Below are 24709 nucleotides of genomic sequence, written 5' to 3' on the forward strand. Positions count from 1 at the left end.
AGCCTCACCTTCTACCTACCCCTGTAACACACCCTCCCCCAAACGGGCGGCCTGCTCCAGCCACTGTGGATTACGCATGATCGTGTAGTGGCCTGCCGCGATCTCGCTGGCCACGCCTTGGGCAGCGGTCTGCCGCAACAGTGCCGCCCGCTCATCGCCCGCACGTCCCTCAGCCCACCAATAATGCGGCTGGCACGAGAGCTTTGTCAGCGGACCTGCCTCGATCGACAGCGCCTTCAGATGGCGCGCCACTTCAAAGCCACGCAACAGCTCTGCCGCCCCCATCTCCCCGTACACCGTGCGGTTACCGGCCAAGGCCTGCGACAGCAGTGCTTCCAGCTCAGGCCCCGGCGCCGACGGTAACGGGGAAAGCGTCACATCCGGCAGCAACTGGGACAGGAAGTCAGCGAAATCCAGCTGCCATGGCGGCATGACTGCCTGTTCGGCGCCAGGAATGAAGGGATCAACCAGGCCGGCAAAACTGACCGTCTGCCCCTCCGACTCCAGCAGTGCCGCAACCATGGCCACCAGCGTGCCGCCAAGCGACCATCCCATCAGGCGATACGGCCCCTGGGGCTGCGCCTGGCGAATCATGCGGGTGTAGTCGCGCGCCATCTGCTCCAGCGAAGCATCAACGTGGCTGCTGTCGGCCAGCATCCGGCAAGCGATGCCGTACACCGTGGCCACGCCATCCAGCTTGCGTGCCAATGGCTGGTAGTCAAAGATGGTGCCAAACCCCGGGTGCAGGCAGAATAAGGGCTCGTGGCCCTCGTGGTTCAGCGCCGTGACGCCGGATTGAATCGCGCGCTCTTCCGCATCCAGCCCAAGCAATTGGGCGATAGTCGGCTTTTGCGTCAGGTCGCGCAGCTTGAAGTTGAAACGTGCATCTTTCAGCGCACGCAGGCGCGAAATCAATTTCAGGCAAAGCAGCGAATCGCCGCCCAGTTCAAAGAAATTGTCCGTTTCTCCAACGCGCTCCACACCCAGCACCTCGCGCCACACCTCACACATTTGCTCTGCCTGCGGCGTGGACGGCGCGCGATACTGGCGTACGTTCGTACTCAGGATAGCCGGCAGCGAGTGGCGATCCAGCTTCCCGGTCGGCAGGCGTGGCAGTTCAGGAAGTACTGCATAAGCGGCGGGCTGCATGAAGTCGGGCAGCGCATCAGCGACCGTGATACGTGCCATCTGCATCACTTCCTGCGCGGGTCCATCGCTCGCAAGGTAGGCATGCAGGACTGCGCCGCCCTCGCCATTGACCGCCACCACAGCAACATCGCTGACACCAGCAATCTTGCGCAATTGTGCCTCGATCTCACCCAGTTCGATGCGGAAGCCGCGGATTTTCACCTGATGATCGGCGCGGCCGATGTACTCGGCGTTGCCGTCATCCAGCCAGCGCACCAGATCTCCGGTACGGTACAGGCGTCCGCCCGCCGCGCCAAATGGATCGGCGACAAAGCGTTCGGCGGTCAGATCGCTACGGCCCATATAGCCGCGCGCCAGCCCGTAGCCACCGATATACAACTCGCCTACGGCGCCATGCGGTACCAGCTGCAGATCGCTGTCCAGAATATAGGCCGTACGTTCGCCAACCGGACGGCCGATTGGCGCATAAGCACAGTCGAATCCCTCATCGCCGCGCGCCTGCCAGATCAATGGTGTGACCACGGTTTCAGTCGGTCCGTAACCATTGATAAGGCGCTGTGGACGCAGATGCCGGCGTACCTGCTCGAAACCTGCTTTCGGCATTGCTTCACCACCGAATACGTACAACTCCACTGGCGGTGGATCACCAGCCATGCCAGCCCAATCGGCCAGCTGGCTCAGATACGCCGGCGGAAAAGCTACCGTGGAGACGTCATAGCGATGCAGCGCGTCGCTGGCTTGTTCGGCTGTCCAGATCTCCGGATCGCGGATCGCGACGGAGGCGCCTGCGGTCAGTGCGCTAATCCAGCGCTCATGGGCGCCGTCGAACGAGAACGACATGAACAGCAGTTCGCAAGAACCTGGCTGTGTTGCATAGATCTCGTTGGTCGCCGCACAATGCATCGCCAGCGGCCCGTGCGCCACCGTCACACCTTTAGGCTGGCCAGTCGATCCCGAAGTGTAGATGACATAAGCCAGATGGTGCTCGCTGAGCGCAACGTCCGGATCGGCCGCGCTACGGCCGTCCAGCTGTAACTGCTCCAGCCAGACCGTAGGGCAAGGCAGATTATGCTGATACACACCGCTGCTAATCAACAGCGCCGGCGAACAGTCGCCGATGATGTAGCGCAAACGCTCTAGCGGGTATTCCGCGTCCAGCGGTACATAGCCGGCGCCGGCCTTCAGGATCGCCAGCAGCGTCACAATCATATCGACAGAGCGCGGCAGCAGTACCGCCACCCGGTCTTCCGGCTTCAATCCCTGGGCGATCAGCCAGTGCGCGAGACGATTGGCACGCAGATTCAGCTCTGAAAAACTGACCATCTGTTCTCCCATGCGCAGCGCAATGGCTTCGGGATGTGACAACGCATGCCGTTCGATCTGACGATGCACCCAGTCTGGATGCTGGCGGAAGTCCGTCTGTCCAAGCGCAAGCACCGCTTCCGTGGCCTGCGCGTCGAGCCTCTGCAGCTCGCCCATCGGCATATCCGGCGTCACGCTCATGGTACGCAGCAGCTGGTCCATTTCGGCGCGCAGGGCCAACACCTCGCGTTCGCCGAAACTGGCGCGTGCATAGCAGAACTCAATCTCCAGCGCCCCTTCAAGCGTCACCTGCAAGTCCATGGCGTAGCCAGTCAGCCCCTCGCTGCCGACATCGCCAAAGCGGAGGCCATGCGCCAGCGGCTCGCCCAGCGCCTTGTGCATCGGATAGTTCTCGAACACGATAATGCTATCGAATAGCGCCTGGCCGGCAGCACCGCCCCAACGCTGAATCTGCGCCAGCGGCGTATGCTCATACTGGCGTGCATCGAGATTGGTGGCTTGCAGCTGACGCAGGAATTCCCCCACAGGCAGCTGCGGCTGGCGTACCGCCAACACCGGGATGGTATTGATGAACAGGCCCACCATGTCTTCCGCACCGGCAAGATCTGCGGGCCGCCCTGCAACCGTCGCACCGAAGCACACGCTGTCCTTACCCAGATGGCGCTGCAGCAGCGTCGCCCACGCCGCCTGCACCATCGTGTTGACCGTGACCCGCAGCGCCCTGGCGCAATCGGACAGGACTCCCGTCTGCGCAGCACCCCAGTGCAGATAGATTTTGTGATAGCCGCTGTCCGCGTGCCGGCGGCTTGCCAGCAGGCTTGGGCCATCCAGCTGCTGCAACTGGCCGCGCCAATAGCGCTCGGCCGCATCTCCCGGCTGACAGGCAAGCCAGCGTATATAGTCGCCATAGTGCGCCTCGACTGGCGTCAGTGCAGCGCCGCCATAGCTTTGCAATAGCTCGCCGAGCAGGCGTGACTGGCTCCACCCATCCAGCAGGATATGGTGCATGCCAAGCAGCAGGCGATGTTCATTGTCCGCTACGCGTATCAGGAACAGGCGCGCCAGCGCCGGTTGCGAGAAGTCAGTGATGCGCAACAGTTCGGCCGAACGCAGTGCGCTCAGGCGGGCTTCAATATCAGCAGATCCGCGCCAATCCTGTATTTCCACGAAAGCGTTGGCTGCACGCCAGACCATCTGCAACGCAGTATCCGCGCCGGACTGCCACAGGAAGCTTGTCCGCAGCACCGCGTGTCGCCGAACCATCGCCTGCCAGGCTTGAGCGAGTTTTTCCGCATCCAGTCCATGTACGGTGACGCTGAGCTGATTCATGTATAAGCCACTGCCCGGCGCCTCAAGCGACATAAACAGCATACCTTCCTGCAGCGGCGACAACGGATAAACATCCTCGATATCGGCAGGATCAACCGAGACGGCGTCCAACGCCGGGCCGCTCCGATAGTCCGCCAATACGCCACGTATCTGCGGTGTCGACGTCTGTGCGGCGGGCGCCAACGGTTCCAGCACACTGGCCAGGTCCGCAATCACCGGATGCGTAAACATCAGCTTGGGATTTAGCGCCCACCCCGCCCGTCGCGCCCGGGCGACGATTTGCAGACTCAGAATCGAGTCGCCGCCCAGTTCAAAGAAGTTGTCCGTGCGCCCCACACGCGCTTGTCCAAGCACCTCGGCCCATATCTCTGCCAGCGTCTGTTCCAACTGGCCCTGTGGTGCGACATGGCTGCGAACGGCCAGCTCCGGCTCCGGCAGCGCTTTCCGGTCAACCTTGCCGTTGGCGTTGAGCGGCAGTGCCGGCATGACCATGACTGCTCCCGGCACCATATGCTCCGGCAGCGTACGGCGCAAACGATCCCGTAGCACCATCCCGTCGATGTGCTGTCCCTCATGCGCCGCCAGATAGGCCACCAGCAGCGTGCCGCCAGGTCCCTGACGGGCAACCACCACGACTTCGCGTACCTCGGGCTGCGCCAGCAACTGCGCTTCCACCTCGCCCAGTTCAACCCGGAAGCCACGAATTTTCACCTGATGATCGATACGCCCCAGATACTCAAGCTGGCCTTCGTCATTCCAGCGTACCAGGTCGCCCGTGCGATACAGGCGGCCGCCGTGCGGATCAAATGGGTCAGCCACAAACCGTTCCGCGCTCAAGCCTGGCCGGCCGAGATAGCCGCGACCCAGGCTAACGCCGCCCAGGTACAACTCCCCTGCCACACCAGCTGGCGCCAGATTCAACCCGGCGTTCAGCACATACGCCACGGTATCGCTGATCGGACGGCCAATCGGCACCAGGCTTTGTCCATCATCGCGGCACGGCCAGCTGGTAACGTGAATAGCCGTTTCTGTCGGGCCGTAGAGATTATGCAGCCCCGCGCCACGCAGGCGCTGGAAGGTCTCGCGCTGCGTTTCGGATGGCATGGCCTCGCCACCGCAAATAATGTGCTTGAGCCGCGTACTGGCTTCGATGCCCTCGTGTGCCAGGAAGGCCTGGAGCATTACCGGCACAAAGTTGACCGTCGTGATCTGGTGCTGCTGTATCAACGCAACCAGGCGGGCCGGATCACGCTGGTCGCCTGGCAATGCCAGGGCAAGGCGTGCACCCGAGGTCAATGGCCAGAACAATTCCCATACCGAGACGTCAAAGCCAAATGGCGCCTTGTGCAGCACGGTGTCGTCGCCGGTCAAGTGGTAGATATCCTGCATCCACAGCATGCAGCTGGCAACAGCACGGTGACGGTTCGCTGCACCTTTCGGCAGACCGGTCGAGCCGGACGTGTAAATCACATATGCCAGATTTTCGACATGTACCGCAACGCCAGGGTTCTCCGTACTTTCCGCAGCCACGTCAACTTGGTCGAGAAGCAGCACGCGCTCCGCAGGCAGCGATGGCGCGATGTGCTGCAAACCCGAATGGCTCAGAAGCAGGCTAATGCCGCTGTCTTCAGCCATATAGCGCAGACGCTCCGGCGGATACTCAGGGTCCAGCGGAACATAGGCGGCGCCGGTTTTCAGGATCGCCAGCAATGCCGCAACCATATCAATCGAACGTTCGATGCAGACACCGATCCTGTCTTCGGGTTTGACACCCAACGCCAACAATCGGTGTGCCAGCTGGTTGGCGCGTACATTCAAGTCGGCATAGCTCAACACCTGTTCACCAAACAGCAAGGCGGAAGATGCTGGCTGTGCGGCTACCTGGCGTTCAAATAGCTGATGCAGCGGTGCTGCATCGGCATATCGACGACGATTCACGCTCCACTGGCGCAGCAGTGCCGTTTCCATCCCATTCATGACTGGCAATGCAGCGGCCAGCGTTTGCGGGTGCGCTATAAGTGCGTCCACCAGTGCAGTCACTGCCTCCTGCATCATCTCGCATATCCGTAATGCACCGATGGACGGCGGCACTTGTGCGACCAGTGCGAAGTCATCCTGCATATCATCGACGGACATCGATAACGGATAATTACTGCGTTCTTCACCGCCCAGCAGTTCCACGCCTTCCCACACGCCGTCTTCGGAGGGCTTGCTGCCATAGCGATAGTTAAGCAATGCGGAAAACAATGGTGTACCTCCCGGCAGACCGCTGCAGCGCTGGGCCAGGGAAAGGCTGGCATGTTCGTGCTGCAGCAACCCGGTGAGCGCGGCATGGGTCTGCTGCAAGCACTGCACCACGTCCTGCGTGCCAAGCCGGATACGCAGCGGCAGCGTATTAATAAACAGGCCAAGCGTGCGGCTGACATCTTCGCCACCCTGCATCCGGCCAAACAGTACCGTGCCGAATACCACGTCATCCTTGCCGGCTGCGCGCGCCAGAACAACTGCCCACGCCAGATGGAAGACGGTAGCAGCACTCACGCCATGACGCTGTGCAGCCTGTCGCAAGCGTGCTGCCAGCAATGGCGGCATCACCAGTCTGGCCTGTTCCACTGCGCTGCCGTTGCCCTGAGTATCGATAAGATTAAACGGCGCCGTCGGCTCTTCAACATCTGCCAGCATCTGGCGGAAAAACGCTTCCTGCTCTTCCGGTTTGACGCCGTAACGTGCCCGCGCCACGAAATCACGGAACGGCACGCCAGGCGGAAGTATGGTTCCTCGCTGGATCATGCCGATTTCTTCAACCAGCAATTCCAGCGTGGTGTGATCGACTACCAGGTGATGACTAGGCAGTTGCAGCAGATACCGTCCGCTGGCGTGATCGCGTGCGGCCAGCGCGCGTATCATAGGCGCCTGCCTCACATCAATGCGATAGCTTGCAGGATTGACGGCAGCCGTGAGTGCCGCAGCGGCGTCACCATTGGCGACGTCAAGCCATTCGGTCGTCAACCCGGCTTTGCGCCAGACGACCTGCAACGGCTCTCTCAGTCCTTCCCACAATACGGCAGTACGTAAAATGTCGTGACGTGCAATGACTTTGTTCAAGCTATCGACAAACGCCAGGAGGCGCTGCTCGCTATCGAAACTCAGTAGCTGTGGCGTGACATAGGCATCGCCTTCGCTTTGCAGCAGGTGATGGAAGAGGATACCCTCCTGCAGCGGCGCCAGTGGATAGATGTCCTGAATATTGGCGGCACCACCAGGAACGGTGGCTTCAATAACCGCGATCTCATTGGCGTCCAGCGTCGCCAGCGTAATCATTTCCGGCGTCAGCGCATCGCAGTCATCAGGAATGCCGTTGCGTGGAACGCTGTAGGACGAGATTTCCAACAGGCCCTGCATCAGCGCTTTTGCGAATGCGGTCAGCTGTGGGTACTGGAACAAGGTACGTACCTGAGCCTGTAGCCCTTGCGAACGCATACGCTCCAGCAGTTTGAGCGCGAGCAGCGAATGGCCGCCAAGCTCAAAGAAATTATCATGACGGCCTACCTGCTTAAGCCCCAGCAGTTCCGCCCAGAGTGCGGCCAGCTTTTCCTCCACATCTCCTTGCGGCGCCTCGTAGGAAGTGGAACTGAAGTCCGGCTCTGGCAGCGCCTTGCGGTCTACTTTGCCATTGGCGTTGAGCGGCAAGGTATCCAGCACCACGATGGCGCCGGGCACCATGTAGTCCGGCAGCGCTGTCGATAGCCGCGCCCGCAACTCGGCCGTCTCGCAATGCAGGCCTGCTTGCAGCGAGATGTAGGCCACCAGCCTGGTGCCAGCCGCGCTGTCACGCGCCACCACCACCGCCTCGCGCAGCTCCGGCTGCGCCAGCAGTTGTGCTTCGATCTCGCCCAGCTCAATGCGCAGGCCACGGATTTTCACCTGATGATCGAGGCGGCCCAGATATTCCAGCTGCCCTTCGCTGTTCCAGCGCACCAGGTCTCCGGTGCGGTATAAACGGCCGCCTTGCGGGTCGAACGGATCGGCCACAAAGCGCTCCGACGTCAACGCCGGACGTTCCAGATAGCCGCGCGCCAGGCCGATCCCGCCCAGATACAGTTCGCCTGCCACGCCTGCCGGCGCCAGATTCAGGTCGCCGTCCAGTACATAGGTTTTGGTCTGGCTGATTGGCCGGCCGATCGGCACCTGGCTGCTGCCGTCAGCACGGCAGGTCCAATGGGTGACATCGATCGCCGCTTCGGTGGGACCATACAAGTTATACAGCGCTGCCTGCGGCAGCAGTTTGAACACGCTGTTCTGCGCCTCCACCGGTAACGCCTCGCCGCTGCAAATAATCTGCGTCAGGCTGGTGCAGGCGGCCACGCCGTCATATGCCATAAAGGCCTGGAGCATCGATGGCACGAAGTGCAGCGTGGTCACCTGATGACGGCAAATCAGTTCGCGCAGGCGCGCAGGCTCTCGGTGTTCGCCCGGTGCGGCAATCGCCAGCCGCGCGCCCATCATCAGGGGCCAGAAGAATTCCCATACCGAGACGTCAAAGCTGAACGGTGTCTTTTGCAGCACCGTGTCTACGGACGTCAGCTGGTAAGCCTGCTGCATCCACGCCAGCCGGTTGTACAGCGAGCGATGTCGGTTGGCAGCGCCTTTGGGATTGCCCGTTGAACCCGAGGTATAAATCACATATGCCAGATTTTCACCGTTGAGTACCGGTGCAGGATTGTGCACCGGCTGGCTGCTCAGATCCAGTTGATCGAGCAGCAGCGCGCGCACGCCATCCTGGCCTGGCAGCTGGCTATGCGTCAGCAGCAGGCCAATACGGCTGTCTTCCACCATATAACGCAAGCGGTCGGCCGGATATTCCGGATCGAGCGGGACATAGGCGCCGCCCGCTTTCAGGATCGCCAGCAGGCCAATCACCATGTCAAACGAGCGCTCCAGCGCGATGCCGACTTTGGTTTCGGGCTGTACGCCCAGTTGAATCAGATGGTGCGCCAGACGGTTGGCGCGGGCATTCAGTTCGCCATAGCTCAGCGATTCGTCACCGAACAGCAGCGCGCTTTTGTCCGGCTGTACTGCGGCCTGACGTTCGAACAGCAGTTGGACAGGCGCGCCCTGGCCGTGCTGTTCACGGTTGTCACCCCATTGCTGTAACTGGGTGTGTTGTGCCTCATCCAGCAGCGCGACTTCATTCAGCAACTGCTGCGGACTATCACTGATAGCTTGCAAGAGTGTCTGATAGTGCTGCGCCATGCGCGCGATTGTCGCTGCATCAAACAACTCGGCAGCATAGGTGAAGGTGGCTGTCAGCACACCATTTTCGTCTTCCCGCGTATCCAGTATCAGTTCAAACTGTGCTTGCTGGCGATCCAGCACGTAGTCGTGCATCGACAGGCCCGGCAACTGCTGCAAGGCGCGGTAGTCGGTACGCTGATGGTTGAACATCACCTGGAATAACGGATTGCCGCCCAGACTACGCTCCGGCTGCAACGCCTCGACCAGCTGCTCATACGGTAAATCCTGATGATCCTGCGCGCCAAGCGCCGCATCGCGTGTCTGAACCAGCGCTTGCGACAGGCTGATTCGGCCATCCAGCTGGTTGCGCAGTACCTGGGTATTGACAAAGAAACCGACAACGCCCTCGCTTTCGACACGATGGCGGTTCGCGATCGGCACGCCAACGCGAACGTCAGACTGTCCCGAATAACGGTTCAACAAAGCCTGGAAGCCAGTCAGCAAGGCCATAAACAGGGTCAGGCCTTGTCCTTGTACCTGCTTTTGCAAACTAAGTGCCAGTTCCGCCGGCAGTGTGACACTATGGCGCGCGGCGCGATACACACCATCCGCGCGGCGCGGACGGTCAGCGGGCAATTGCAGTACCACCTGCTCCTTGCCCAGTGCATTCATCCAGTAAGCCAGTTGACGTTCCTGCTCGCCCGCTTCCATCCAGCTGCGCTGCCACAAGGCGTAGTCCGCATACTGAATCGGCAGCTCGGCCAGCGTCAGTTCGCCCTCCTGTACGGCGACGCGGTACAGCGCAGAGAATTCGTTGACAATGATCTGCATGGACCAGCCATCGGAAACGATATGGTGCATGACCACCACCAGCACATGCGTATCCGCAGCCGATTGAATCAGACCGACGCGCAGCAATGGCCCGTAAAGCAGATCGAACGGCCGCTGACTGATACGCATGGCCTCCTGCTGCACCCGCAACTCACGCGCATCTGCCGGTACTGAACTCAGGTCTATCATTTCCAAGTGAAATTCAGCCTGCGGCAGGATGACCTGCTCAGCCAGACCATCGTCACTTGGGCGAAGCACGGTACGCAAGGCTTCATGGCGCGCCACGAGTGCGGCGAAGGCTGTACGTACCGCTTCCGGCTTCAAGTCACCCTTCAGTTCCAGTGCGCCAGCAATATGATAAGCGGTGCTGGATGGGTCCAGCTGCCACAGGAACCATTGGCGCGCCTGGGCATACGACAAGGCGCAAGCCTGCGTCGCCGATTCGGCGCGTTTCAGAATCGGGAACTGGCCGATGCTCATGCCATCCGCCTTGAGACGCTGATACACCACGCGGCGCTGTGCCGTCGACAGTTGCGCAAATTTCTCCGCAATACGGCGCGTTGCGACGTCACTCATTAAACATTCTCCAAACTATCGATAAAGGAATCAAGGTCGGCCAGGGCCTGGTCATTCGAGTTGCCAAGCTGGCTGCCGACATGTCGCGCCAGATCGGCGAGCAGCGGATAACGGAATACGTCTTTGACGTGCAGCTCAAACTGCATGTCGCGCTGAATGCGCGCCGTGAGCTGGACCGCAAGCAGCGAGTGTCCACCCAACTGGAAGAAGTGGTCGTTGCGGCCTATCTGCGCTGCGCCTAACAGATCGCGCCACAACGCAGCCAGTGTGATTTCGACCTCATTCTGTGGCGCCTCGTACTCGGTGGTGATCGACAGTTCCGGCTCAGGTAGTGCTTTCCGGTCTATCTTGCCATTGGCGTTGAGCGGCAAGGTATCCAGCACCACGATGGCGCCTGGCACCATATAGTCCGGCAGTGCTGTCGATAGCCGTTCCCGCAGCTCGGCCGTCTCGCAATGCAGGCCTGCTTGCAGCGAGATGTAGGCCACCAGCCTGGTGCCGGCCGCGCTATCACGTGCCACCACCACTGCCTCGCGCAGCTCCGGCTGCGCCAGCAGTTGTGCTTCGATCTCGCCCAGCTCAATGCGCAGGCCACGGATTTTCACCTGATGATCGAGACGGCCCAGGTATTCCAGCTGCCCTTCGCTGTTCCAGCGCACCAGGTCTCCGGTGCGGTACAAACGGCCGCCTTGCGGGTCGAACGGATCGGCGACAAAGCGCTCCGACGTCAACGCCGGACGTTCCAGATAGCCGCGCGCCAGGCCGATCCCGCCCAGATAAAGCTCGCCCGCCACGCCTGCCGGCGCCAGATTCAGGTCGCCATCCAGCACATAGGTTTTGGTCTGGCTGATTGGCTGGCCGATCGGCACCTGGCTGCTGCCGTCAGCACGGCAGGTCCAATGGGTGACATCGATCGCCGCTTCGGTGGGGCCGTACAGGTTATACAGCGCCGCCTGCGGCAGCAGTTTGAACACGCTGTTCTGCGCCTCCACCGGCAACGCCTCGCCGCTGCAAATAATCCGCGTCAAGCTGGTGCAGGCGGCCACGCCGTCATGTGCCATAAAGGCCTGGAGCATCGATGGCACGAAGTGCAGCGTGGTCACCTGATGACGGCAAATCAGCTCGCGCAGGCGCGCAGGCTCTCGGTGTTCGCCCGGTGCGGCAATCGCCAGCCGTGCGCCCATCATCAGGGGCCAGAAGAATTCCCATACCGAGACGTCAAAGCTGAACGGTGTCTTTTGCAGCACCGTGTCTGCGGACGTCAGCTGGTAAGCCTGCTGCATCCACGCCAGCCGGTTGTACAGCGAACGATGTCGGTTGGCAGCGCCTTTGGGCTTGCCCGTTGAACCCGAGGTATAAATCACATATGCCAGATTTTCACCGTTGAGTACCGGTGCCGGATTGTGCGCCGGCTGGCTGCTCAGATCCAGTTGATCGAGCAGCAGCGCGCGAACGCCGACCTGACCTGGCAGCTGGCTATGCGTCAGCAGCAGGCCAATACGGCTGTCTTCCACCATATAACGCAAGCGGTCGGCCGGATATTCCGGATCGAGCGGGACATAGGCGCCACCCGCTTTCAGGATCGCCAGCAGGCCAATCACCATGTCAAACGAACGCTCCAGCGCGATGCCGACTTTGATTTCGGGCCGCACGCCGAGTTGAATCAGATGATGCGTCAGACGGTTGGCGCGGGCATTCAGTTCGCCATAGCTCAGCAATTCGTCACCGAACAGCAGCGCGCATTTGTCCGGCTGTGCTGCTGCCTGACGTTCGAACAGCAGGTGGACAGGCGCGTCCTGGCCATGCTGCTCACGGTTGTCGCCCCATTGCTGCAAGCGGTCCAGCTGCCGTTCGCTCAACAGCTCAACCTCGCCAACCACGTGCTCCGGCTGATTCGCCAATGCCTGCAATAGCAGCAGATAATGTCCGGCCATGGCTTCAATATGCTCACCATCGAACAACTCTGGCGCATAGCTGAAGTTGGCCGTTACCTGGCCGTTCGAGTTTTCGTAGGTAGTCAGCGACAATTCGCTCTGTACGTTTTGTTCATCAAGGTCGATGCGCTCTACATCCAGATCTGGCCATTGCGCCAGGGAGCCATGATCCAGCCGTAAATGGTTAAACATCACCTGGAACAGCGGATTTCCGTTCAGATTGCGCTCCACCTGCATCGCATCCACAAGCCAGTCCAGAGGCAGATCCTGATTCGCTTGTGCGTTCAAGGCGTGATCCCGCGTTTGCGCCAGCAGCTGCACCAGTGGCGTTTTCGCGTTCAGCCTCGCGGGGAGAACCTGAGTATTGACGAAGAAGCCAACCAGGCCCGCCGTTTCAGCATGATGGCGGTTCGCGACCGGAACGCCTACGCGTATATCGGTCTGTCCGCTGTAGCGGAACAACAGCGCCTGGTACGCCGTCAACAGCACGGCGAAGAACGTGGCGCCATTGTTTTGAGCCTGGCGGCGCAACCCTGCAGTCAGTTCTGGCGGCAATGAGATCACGTGCCGCGCCGCGCCATACCTTGCATCTGCCTTACGCGGACGGGACGTCTGCAAATTCAATGCGGTATTCTGTGCGCCCAGCAGGTCTTTCCACCACGTGAGTTGACGCGCTCCCTCCGGGCCGGCCAGCAAGGCACGCTGCCATGCGGCGTAGTCGCTGTAGGCAATCGGCAGTTGTGCCAGCTGCAATGCCGATCCTTGAACATGCGCTGTATATCGCTGGGCCAATTCATCCAGAATCAGTTGCGTCGAATAGCCGTCCGAAACGATGTGGTGCATGACCACTACAAGCTGGTGCTCCTGCTCCCCACGTTTGAGCAAGGCCGCACGCAACAAAGGGCCATTCGATAAATCAAATGGCTGAGCGCACAGGCGATGTATTTCATCGCCCATATTCAGGTAAGGCAGTGCCACGGCTTGTGGCTCCTGCACCACCGGGTACAAGCTCCCATCCGGATCCTGACGGAACACGGTGCGTAAGGCTGGGTGTCTGGCAACCAGTCCATCCAGAGCAGCGCGCAACGCATCGATATTCAGCTTGCCTTTAAAGCCCAGACCTCCGCTCAAATGATAAGCTGCGCTTTCCGGGTCGAGCTGCCACAGGAACCACAACCGCTGTTGGGCGTAAGACAGTGACGCCGGACCACTATCTGAGCGCGGCACAATAGCGGGCGAGCTCCCCCCATCCGGTGCAGCACCGCCCATCGTGACTGCCAACGCGGCGACCGTGGGATTTTTGAAAAATCCTGTGGGATGCAGCTCGATGCCATAGGTGCTGCGCACCTTGGCCAGTAATTGAATCGCGAGCAGCGAATCCCCACCGAGTTCAAACAGGTTATCGTTCGCACCTACCGGTGTAATGCCAAGGAATTCACTCCACAACGATGCCAGGCCGGTTTCCAGAGCGCCGGAAGGCTCAACGTAGGCCGCGGACAAGGTTGGACGCGCATGCTGCTGCCGTTTTGACTCAGGGGCCGCCAATAGACGCTCAGCCATTTCCATCGAAGCGCTGCGCGCGATCTGTCGCTGTAATCCGATGGTGGATATCAACACCTGCGGTACGGACGGACCGGAAAGAATACGTTCAAGCAGAAGGCCAGCATCAGCGGCCGTGATGCCCTCGCCATCAGGAAGGCGCTGGCCTGACGCCATCCCGACATCGCGCCAGACATCCCAGTTAACCGATACCAGCCATGGATCGCTGCCGCGCTGCGCCAAAGCATCCAGGAAGGCGTTGGCGGCGCAGTAGTCGGCTTGTGCGTAACCGCCGGTGATGGCTGTCAGCGAGGAACATAGCAGAATGAAGTCCAGCGGTTCATTCCTTGTGGCGTTCAGCAGGTTGATTGTGCCCTGTACCTTGGGCGCGAAGACCTTCTCCATGGCCGGCTTCTGCTTCGTCGCGATCATGCCGACGCCAGCAACGCCTGCGGCGTGAATGATGCCGTTAAGGGTGCCGAAGTGCTGTCGTGCGGTGTCGATGGCCGCGTTCATCTGTTCTGCGTCGCTCACATCGGCTTGTAGCGCCAGAACGTCGCCACCAAGCGACTCCAGCTCACGCAGCACGGGCGCATCGGCCTGCATGACGCTGCGATTCACAAGTACAAGCCTGGCCCGCCATGCCTGCGCCAGGTAATGCGCCAGTATCATGCCGACACCGCCCGCGCCACCCGTGATGAGATAGACGCCGTTCTGACGTAAACGCTGATCCCCACTCACCGGCCGCGCCAAGGGCTCGTAATCCTTGATCCAGCGATGAGCGCCGCGATATGCCACCAGCGGTTCACCATTCGTCGCGTTCATTTCGGCGACCACCTGACCTGGCGATACCTGTCCTGGCAGGACGTCCAGCAAACGGCAGGAGATATGCGGATACTCCTGAGGAATGACCTTGCACGCACCGTTCAACGTAGCCAGTTGGGGATGCAGTTCCTCGGTTCCGGTGACATCTTCCATGCCGCTGGTGATGACGGTGATAGCTGCATCGCGTACGCCCGCATCATCCAGTGCCCGCGCCAGTGCCGTCAAGCTGTAAAAGCCTTGTCCCAGCATGTCGGACTGCGGATTCAGTGTCCACAAATGGCACACGTCGATAGCGGAGAACTGCACTGCGGCCAGCAATTGTTTGAAATCCTCCGCACTATCAGGACGCACGGCATAGCGGTCTGCCGCAATGCGTTCAAAACCGGAGCTGCGTTCAACGTGTATCACCGCCCGTCCTTGAGCGGCACACTGACTGGCCAGGCTGTTGGCAAAACTGTCTTCATCGCCGAGTATCAGCACAGCACCACGGCGCTGCTGGTCCGCAACCACCAATGGCATGGCGCGCTTCCACACCGGATGCAGGAACCAGTCGTCCATGCCACGCGGCTTCTCGGACGGCGCCACGGTCTCCGGCACGACCCAATATGACTTCCGTTCAAATGGGTAGGCTGGCAGCGCAACGCGACGGCCTCCATTGATCCCCAGGGCCGAAGGGTTCAGTACAACGCCAGTCACCCACAACTGCGCCAGGCATTGCATATACTGCTGCGCATTCTGGCTACGCCGGGCAGGATGCGACTGCGTGGCAAATACCGGCCGGCCAGTCGACTGCGGATGGCGGCGTGCGAGACTGGTCAACGTCTCGCCTGGTCCTACCTCCAGCAGCACGCGATTGGGTGGTTGCAGCAAAGTCGTCAGGCCGTCGACGAAACGCACAGTGCCACGCATATGGCGCAGCCAGTAAGCGGGATCACGGGCTTCGTCATCCGTGATCCAGTCGCCACTCAGGTTGGATATGAAAGGAATCCCCGGTGCCTGCAGGTGCACGGTACGCAGTACGGCTTCAAATTCAGCCAGTACCGGTTCCACCAGCGAAGAATGAAAAGCCCGGCTGACATGCAGGCGACGTACAGCCACTGCACGCGCGTTGAACTGACGCTCAACGGCTTCGATGGCAGCAAGCGGCCCAGCCAGGACGCATAAATCAGCGGCGTTCACGGCGGCGACATCGCAGCCGGCATCTGCGCCAAGCGCCAACTGTGCTTCGGCCAGGCTGACCGCCAGCATGGCTCCCTCGGCACTTGCCTGTAGCAGGCGCCCGCGCTCAGCGACAATGGTCAGCGCGTCTTCCAGCGTGAACACACCCGCCAGGCAAGCAGCGACATACTCGCCGATGCTGTGACCCAGCAGCGCATCGGGTTTGACGCCATGGCTGATCCACATTTGCGCCATGGCGTATTCCAGCACGAACAGCGCGGGCTGCGTGTAGACAGTCTGCTCAAGCTGCGCTGCTGCAGCGGCTTCGTTTTCCGGCGCGGGATACAGCAGATCGCGCAGATCCAGACCAAGACGGCCTTTCAGCAAAGCGCAGCAGCAATCCACGCTCTCGCGCATGACGTTGTTGGTCCGGTACAGGTCCCTCCCCATATCGGTGTGCTGCGCGCCCTGGCCGGGGAACAGGAACGCTACCGCCGGTGCATCGGCCATGGCCAAACCGCGCACCATCTGCGCACCCGATCCCGTCAATGCCTTGACCGCGTCACCGTGATTATCTGCCCATGCAAGCGCACGGTGAGCAAAATGGCGACGCCCGGCGTGCAGCGTGTAGGCGACATCCCGGAGGCGCTGCGCCGGGTGGCGTTCCAGATGGTCTGCCAACTGCGCAGCCGCGTTATCCAGCGCCTCTTCACTGCGCGCCGACAGCAGAAGCAGTTGCGCAGCGCCGGACACCGGCTGCGGCACTAGCGTTGGCGGCTCTTCCAGCACTACGTGGGCGTTGGTTCCCCCCATGCCAAACGAGCTGACGCCGGCACGGCGCGGTGCGCCGCCCGTGGTCCACGGGCGCGCCTCGGTGTTCACATAGAAAGGGCTTGCGGCGAAATCGATTTGCGGATTGGCCTGCTCAAAATTGAGGCTGGGCGGCAGAATGCCGTGCTTCAGGGCCAGCGCGGCTTTAATCAGGCCGGTGACGCCGGCCGCCGCATCGAGGTGGCCAATATTGGTTTTTACCGAGCCAATCGCGCAATAAGCGCTGTCCTGCGTACTGGCGCGGAAGGCTTGGGTCAACGCGGCGATTTCCACCGGATCGCCCAGCGCGGTGCCCGTTCCATGCGCTTCCACATAGCCTATCGTGCCTGCATCGACACCCGCCATCGCCAATGCCGCCTGTATCACTTCGGCCTGGCCATCGACGCTGGGCGCGCTATACGCCATCTTTTCAGCACCATCATTATTCAGTGCCGATCCTTTAATCACGGCGTGAATGGTATCGCCATCGCGCAGCGCTTCATCCAGCCGCTTGAGCACCACAATGCCCGCACCGCTTCCGATGACCGTTCCGCCGGCCGCCGCGTCAAACGCGCGGCAATGGCCATCCGGTGAGAGAATCGCACCAGCCTGGTGCCGGTAGCCCATCTCCTGCAGCAAATTGAGCCAGACACCACCGGCCAGCGCCAGATCGCTTTCATAATTCAGCAGCGAGCGGCAAGCCATATGTACCGCCACCAGCGAAGTGGAACATGCCGTTTGCACCGACACCGCAGGGCCTCGCAGATTCAATTTGTATGCGATGCGCGTCGCCAGTGATCCCTGGTCGTTGCCATTCATGAGTCCCAGCAGCGAAGCAATGTCGCTGGCCGCCCAGTCCACGCCGGGCAGCAGATTGCGCATCAGGTAAAGATTACTGCCGCATCCCGCATAGACGCCAGTGAGTGCCGGCGTGGCAGCGCCAGCGTAGCCTGCGTGTTCCAATGCGTGCCACGCGGTTTCCAGGAAGACGCGCTGTTGTGGATCGAGCCGCTCTGCCTCACGCGGCGAGTAGCCGAAAAAGCCCGCATCGAATTGATCCAGGCCGTCCAGCACCATGCCTGCTTTTACATACGCCGTATCCGCCAGAGCAGCATTGGCGACACCGCGTTCACGCAATTTCTCGTCATCGAATACCTGACGCGACTCCACGCCACCAACGATATTGCGCCACAGTTCATCCACGCCGGAGGCCCCGGGAAACCGCCCTGCCATGCCAACAATGGCGATCTCTACGCCGCTAAACTCCTGCTGTCCGGGCAGGCCTTGATCTGCGAGATTCATGTCGAAACTCTTTCTGCGACTGCTTTACGTTGTAAGAATGCGCCACGCTGGCGTTTTGCACGTTCATCGACTGCTGCCGTTGACCGCACGGCCGGTGCAGCGCTGCTCAGGAAAGCGGCCAGCGCCTCTAGCGTCGGATACTTGAACAGGTCAATCACGGACGCCTGCAGATCGAGCTGCTGTGCCAGACGGCGCTGGAGCTGCAACAGCAGCAACGAATTACCGCCCAGCTCAAAGAAGCTGTCGCGCCGGTCTACACTCTCCAGTCCCAGCAAGGTGCACCAGAGCTGGCCGAGCGCCTGTTCCAGCTGGCCACGGGGAGCTTCGCTGGCGGTACGCTGCGCCAGCGCCACATCCGGCAGCGCCTTGCGGTCTACCTTGCCGTTGGCGCTCAGCGGCAGCGACGGCAACACCGCGATCTGCTGCGGCACCATATAGTCCGGCAGGCGCCGGGCCAGACGCGCTTTCAATTCAGCGCTGTCCAGCTGTTTTCCTTCGTGCGCCGACACATAGCCCACCAGGCGCTTGCCGCCGCCGGCATCGCGCGCCACCACCACCGCTTCACGCACTTCCGGCTGTGCCAGCAGTTGCGCTTCCACTTCGCCCAGCTCGATGCGCAGGCCACGTATCTTCAATTGATGATCTATACGCCCGAGGTATTCCAGTTGCCCTTCCCCGTTCCAGCGCACCAGGTCACCGGTGCGGTACAAACGGCCGCCGCGCGGATCGAAAGGATCGGCGACAAAACGCTCGGCGCTCAATCCCGGACGATGCAGATAGCCGCGCCCCAACGCAACGCCGCCCAGATACAGCTCGCCCGCGACGCCGGCCGGCACCATGTTCAGGTCCGCATCCAGTACGTATGCGTGGGTTTCACTGATTGGGCGGCCGATCGGGACCAGGCGTTGTCCGTCGTTGCGGCAGGCCCAATGGGTCACGTGGATTGCAGTTTCGGTCGGCCCGTAAAGGTTGTGAAGACCGGCCCGGCGCAGACGTTCAAACGTCTCACGTTGCGTGTCGGCCGGCATGGCCTCGCCGCCGCAGATAATGTGTTTGAGCCGCGTGCTGGCCTCAATGCCTTCATGCGCGAGGAAGGCTTGCAGCATCGGCGGCACAAAATTCACCGTCGTGACCTGGTGCTGCTGGATCAGCGCCACCAGGCGTGCCGGATCGCGCTGATCGCCCGGCAAAGCCAACGCCAGGCGTGCGCCAGTGGTGAGTGGCCAGAACTGCTCCCATACCGAGACGTCGAAACCGAAAGCGGCTTTATGCAGCACCGTATCGGCAGGCGTCAGGCGGTAGGTCTCCTGCATCCAGGCCATGCAGCTGGATAGGGAACGATGGCGGTTGGCTGCGCCCTTGGGATTGCCGGTCGAGCCGGAGGTGTAGATGACATACGCCAGGTTCTCGCCATGCACGGCAACGTTTGGATTGGCGGTGCTCTCAGCGTCAAGGTCAATCTGGTCCAGCAGCAGGACGGGCAGCGCGGGCAACGCAAGATTGTCCGTCAGCGCACTGTGCGTCAGCAGCAGGCTGATGCCGCTGTCCTCGGCCATGTAGCGCAGCCGTTCAGCCGGATAATCGGTATCCAGCGGAACGTAGGCGGCGCCCGCCTTCAGTATCGCCAGCAGCCCTGTCATCATGTCAAACGAACGTTCAACCGCGATGCCGACGCGGCTTTCCAGGCCGATTCCCTGCGCGATGAGCCGATGCGCAAGGCGATTGGCGCGCTCGTTGAGTTCCGCATAACTCAGTGCCTGATCGCCAAACAGCAAAGCTATCGCGTCGGGATAGCGCGCCGCATTGTGTTCAAAGCTGCGGTGCACCGGCTCCGCGTCCTGATGGCGGACCGGATTCACGCCCCATTTCTCCAGCTGGATCTGCTCATGCTGGCTTACCAGCGCCACATCGCTTACCGCCAGCTCACTGCGGTGCGCCAGCGCCGCCAGGATAGCCAGATAGTCTTCGGCCAGCCGGGCGATTGTCGCGGCATCGAACAGCTCTGCTGCGTAAATGAAGCGTACGCCAAGACGGCCATCCGTTTGCTCCGTCGTTTCCAGCGTCAGCTCAAACTGCGCGGCCTGCTCGCGCAGGCGGAGGTATTCGGCTGTCACGCCAGGCAGTTGCGCCAGTGTTCCGAAGTCCGAACGCAGATGATTGAACATCACCTGGAACAATGGGGTATGACTCAGACTGCGCTCGGGTTGGAGGGCATCGACCAGCTGCTCGAACGGCAGATCGGGATGCGATTGCGCCTCCAGTGCAGCGTTTCGCACCTGCGCCAGCAGCGCGCCAAGGCTGCCACGGCCCTGAATATCGCCACGCAGCACCTGGGTGTTGACGAAGAAGCCGATCAGGCCTTCCGCCTCGATGCGCTGCCGGTTGGCGATCGGGATGCCGACACGGATATCGCGCTGGCCACTGTAGCGGTGCAGCAGCGCCATGAAGCCAGCCAGCAGCGCCATGAACAGCGTGCTGCCGTTGCGGCGCGCACACGCATTCAACGCCTCAGCCAGTTGCGGCGCCAGTTCCAGCTGATGGGCGGCTGCCTTATAGTTTGCCACTGCGGGCCGTGGACGATCGACCGGCAAGGCCAGCACCGCCTGTTCACCGCCCAGCTGTTCGCGCCAGTACGCCAGCTGGCGTGCGCCTTCACCCTCTTGCAACCATGCCTGCTGCCAGGCGGCGTAATCCGCATACTGTACCGGCAGTGGCGCCATGACCGCAGCATCTCCGCGGTAGTGCGCGCCCAGCTCGGACAGCAAAACCTGCATCGACACGCCGTCCGAAACGATGTGGTGCATGGCCACTGCCAGGATATGGGTTTCGCCGTCAAGGCGCAGCAGTTTCGCGCGCAGTAGCGGGCCGTGGCACAGGTCGAACGGCTCGGCATTGAGTTCTTCCGCAAGGCGCAGTGCTTCGGCTTCACGCGCGTTTGCGGGGAGTTCGCGCAGGTCGTTTTCCGACCAGGCCAGCGGCAACTCAGGCAGTATCAGCTGCTCTCCCTTGCCATCTGCGCCTGGCTGGAACAAGGTACGCAGCGATTCATGCCTGGCCACCAGCGCTTCGAAGCTTGAACGCAGTACGGCGCTATCCAGCGGGCCGGTATAACGCAACGCTCCGCTGACGTGGTAGGCGCAGCTTTCCGGCGCCATCTGCCACAGGAACCACTGTCTTTGCTGGGCATGCGACAGCGGCAGCGGCGCACCAAGTCGATCTGCTGATAGCGGGACGATGGTGACGGGATGGACGGCAGCCTGCGGCTGTCTGCCGATGGCAGCGGCCATCGCGCCCAATTGCGGATGCTCGAATAGCAGGCGAACCGGAAAATCGACATGCCAACGCTCGCCTATGCGCGCCGCCAGCTGTACCGCCGTCAGCGAATTGCCGCCGCTGGCGAGAAAATGTGCCTCGCGCACAAACACCGTTGCGGCATCCCGTTTGAGCACATCGCGCCACAGGGCCGCCAATACTGCCTCGGTGTCGTTCAGCGGCGCTGCGTCTGCACTATCCGCATCCGCAGGGCCTCCTGATGCAAATGCACCGAATTCATACACCGCATAGGCGTCCAGCGTGCGCTCCTGCCAGCCCTTGCGGCACGCGCCGCGTTGCAGTTTGCCGCTCGATGTCTTGGGCAGCGCGCCCGGATTCAGCAGCACCACTACCGATGCCGGTTCCTTGCAGGCCGTGACAACCGCCTGGCTCAGGGCTTCCACCAATGCCTGCACTGGTACCAGCTTCTGCAAGCCACGTGAGATTTCGACGGCCACGCCGACGCCTTCACCGCCATCGGGCGTCCTGACGGCAAACGCCGCCACCCGCCCTTTACGCGCGGCTTCAACATCCGCCTCGATGCCCTGCTCGATATCCTGCGGATAGATATTGAGGCCGCGCACAATAATCAAGTCCTTGATGCGGCCCGTGATGTACAGCTGTCTGTCATAAAGGAAGCCCAGGTCGCCCGTGCGCAGCCAGCGCCGCCCATCGCGTTCGATAAACGTTTCGGCGCTGGCATCCTCGCGCCGCCAGTAACCACGGGCGATACTTGGGCCGCTGGCCTGGATTTCGCCGGCATGTCCGGTATCCAGCACACGGCCCGTCTCAGGATCGACAATCTCCAGCACGTGATCGACAGCGATGGCGCCACACGCCACCAGCATGGCGCCACCGTCATCCGCCAGCGGCTGGCCTTGCGCCAGGCTCTCAGCGGAGAAGCCCTGTACGCATAAGCCCTCGGCACGGCGGCCGCCAGTCAGCAGCAGCGTGGCTTCAGCCAGGCCATAGCATGGGTAGACTGAATCAGCGGAAAAACCAGCAGGCCTGGTGTGGGCGATGAAATCACGCAGCGTATCGTAGCGCACCGGCTCCGCGCCGGAAAACGCCAGCCGCCAGCTCGACAAGTCAAGCTGCGCAATCTGGCTATCCCTGATCCGTTCAAGGCAAAGACGGAACGCGAAATCCGGCCCGCCACTGATGGTCGCGCGCAACCGCGATATCGCCTGCAGCCAGCGCACCGGCCGTTCGAGGAAAAATTTCGGCGTCATCAAGCCGACGGGAATCCCGCGATGCAGCGGCTGCAGCAGGCCGCCGATCAAGCCCATGTCGTGATACAGCGGCAGCCAGGAGACGAAGATGTCGCTGCTACGCACATCCATGCTGGTTTCGATGGCGCGCTCATTTGCCATCAGGTTGCCGTGCGTGACCATCACGCCTTTGGGCGTCGAGGTCGAGCCCGAGGTGTACTGCAGAAAGGCGACGTCGCTGCTTGCCGGCGCATGCTCCGCCCATTCATCCGCCAGACTGGCGCTGAAGCCATCGGCCGCAATCACCACCGCGCTGCCGAATGCACTCATGGCCTCGCCCACCATCGCCAGGATCGCGCCGGACGTCAGGATACAAGCCGCCTGCGCATCCTCCGCGATACCAACCAGCCGCGCCAGATGTTGCGGCCGCGCCGACTCCGGCGGAAACACCGGCACCGCGACCAATCCCGCGTACATGCAGGCGAAGAAGCCGACCACATAGTGATCGTCATTATCCAGCAGGAGCAATACGCGTTCGCCATGGCCGAAGCGGCGCTGCAAATGCGCCGCCAGCGCACGCACGCGCTGCTCCAGCAAGGCATAGGAAACGGGTGCATCAAAAGCCGCGCCGTCCCGCTCGGCCACCACAATCAGGGCGACGTCGTCGGGACGCTGTTTGGCAAGCGCGCGCAGATGGGCGACAAAATTCTCGGGATAGTGGCGCGCGGGCGACTGAGTAAGCATCGGATGTCCCGCGTATCAGCGTGCGCTGGATTGTTCGGCCATCCAGTCGCGCAGCGACTTCGGACGCATATCGGTCCACGTCTTCTCGACGTATTCCAGCACGCTCTTCTTGTTGCCACGCACGCCATCGACGGCACGCCAGCCGCCGGGCACCGCTTTCCATTGCGGCCAGATCGAATACTGTTCTTCGTGATTTACAAGGACGATGAAGACTTCATCTTCACGATCGAAACAACTGGTGGACATGCGCTAACCTCATGATGGTGATGGCAGCGCCGCGCATTCCGACATGGAAGGCCAGCGGCACTACTCTCCCCTATGACGCATGAGGCAAAGCGAAATTTACTGCGATGGGTAAGGAAAAAGCGGCTACGGCGCCAGTTCAGGCCTGCCTGTCCGCAGGCGGCACAAGGCCCGCCGCAAGCCAGACGCGGCGCGCTTCTTCATATGCCTTGAGGTGATCGGGAGAGGCTTTCAGCCACGCCGCCAGTTCGGCCAGCGCAGCTTCATCGAGTGCATTTTCGTGCTCGCGTTGTATCCAATCGAGGGCGCTTTGCCAATGCTGGTCAGCGTTTGTATTTGTCGTCATGGCCTTGCCGATATGAGATGCACGACATCGTCATTGACGCCGCCGGCACATTATATCAACTGGCGTTATCAGGCCGCCCGCAAGGCATCGCGGCAGCATTCCATCGCATCGCGGATCATAAAGTTCACCAGCGTGGTGGAGATGCCAAGATGGGCCGCCACCTCGCGCTGGGTTTTGCCGGCCAGGCGGTGCAGCTCGAATGCGGCGCGGGTGCGCTCCGGCAGTTTGTCGAGCGCACGCGCCACACGGACCAGCTCCTGGGTGTGGATGGCCTGCACTTCCGGCGTGACGTTCGAACCGGGCTGCAAGTCTTCCTCGCCCGGCGAAAACACCTGCTGCTCGAAAGCGGCGCGGCGATGACGGTCGATGGCCAGGTTGCGCACCAGCTGAAACAGGTAGGCCCCGGGATTCAAAATATGCAGCTCTTCGATACCGTCGGCCAGCTTGACATACGCATCCTGCACAACATCCTCGGCGCGCTGGCGGCAACCCAGGATGCGCGCGGCTGCATCGCGCAATTGGGTGCGGGATGCAATAAAGAGCTGACGGATGTCGACAGCAGTGGTCATGGGCATGGGCATATGTGAGGAGTTGGAATGATAATGATTCGCGTTTACCAATTCTCGCAGATGCTAGCCTTTTTTGCAATGTGTCTTTTTTTGCAGGACGCCAGGAAAATACTGTTGCGTACAAAGAGGGGTGCAGGCCCCGTCACCACGGGCTTTGCCAGGGAAAACCAGCAGCGGCCCGCCCCCATCCGTCTACAGCCAATGGATATCTTTTTGATAGTCGAAAAAAAACCCCTGATTGCTCAGGGGCTTTTGGGCGATAGCCGGAAGACC

6 protein-coding genes are annotated in these 24709 nt (G+C 61.4%); all 6 read right to left on the reverse strand.

All coding sequences use genetic code 11. The annotated features are described in order from the left end of the window. Positions 1 to 15: 15 nt before the first annotated feature. Positions 16 to 10443, reverse strand: a complete 10428-nt coding sequence (locus BUA36_RS06345) for a non-ribosomal peptide synthetase (RefSeq protein WP_072782444.1) — start codon at positions 10441 to 10443, stop codon at positions 16 to 18. Further along, a complete protein-coding gene (locus BUA36_RS06350; protein ID WP_072782447.1) occupies positions 10443 to 18011 on the reverse strand; it encodes a hybrid non-ribosomal peptide synthetase/type I polyketide synthase in 7569 nt (2522 codons plus the stop codon). Before BUA36_RS06350 ends, BUA36_RS06345 begins: the two co-directional genes overlap by 1 nt. Continuing rightward, positions 18008 to 23278 carry a non-ribosomal peptide synthetase gene (locus BUA36_RS06355; RefSeq protein ID WP_072782450.1) on the reverse strand — a complete coding sequence of 1757 codons (5271 nt, stop codon included), beginning with the start codon at positions 23276 to 23278 and terminating at the stop codon, positions 18008 to 18010. The genes BUA36_RS06350 and BUA36_RS06355 overlap by 4 nt, the downstream gene beginning before the upstream one ends. 15 nt (positions 23279 to 23293) lie before the next feature. Continuing rightward, positions 23294 to 23524 (reverse strand): MbtH family protein, encoded by a 231-nt coding sequence (locus BUA36_RS06360; RefSeq protein WP_072782453.1) that lies wholly within the window; start codon positions 23522 to 23524, stop codon positions 23294 to 23296. 136 nt (positions 23525 to 23660) lie between these two features. Further along, positions 23661 to 23867, reverse strand: coding sequence for a DUF4880 domain-containing protein (locus BUA36_RS06365; protein ID WP_072782456.1), 207 nt, complete (start codon positions 23865 to 23867; stop codon positions 23661 to 23663). Between the two features lie 68 nt (positions 23868 to 23935). After that, positions 23936 to 24436, reverse strand: coding sequence for an RNA polymerase factor sigma-70 (locus BUA36_RS06370; RefSeq protein ID WP_072782459.1), 501 nt, complete (start codon positions 24434 to 24436; stop codon positions 23936 to 23938). Positions 24437 to 24709 lie beyond the last annotated feature (273 nt).

It is taken from the genome of Duganella sacchari (assembly GCF_900143065.1).
GTDB classification, from domain to species: domain Bacteria; phylum Pseudomonadota; class Gammaproteobacteria; order Burkholderiales; family Burkholderiaceae_D; genus Rugamonas; species Rugamonas sacchari.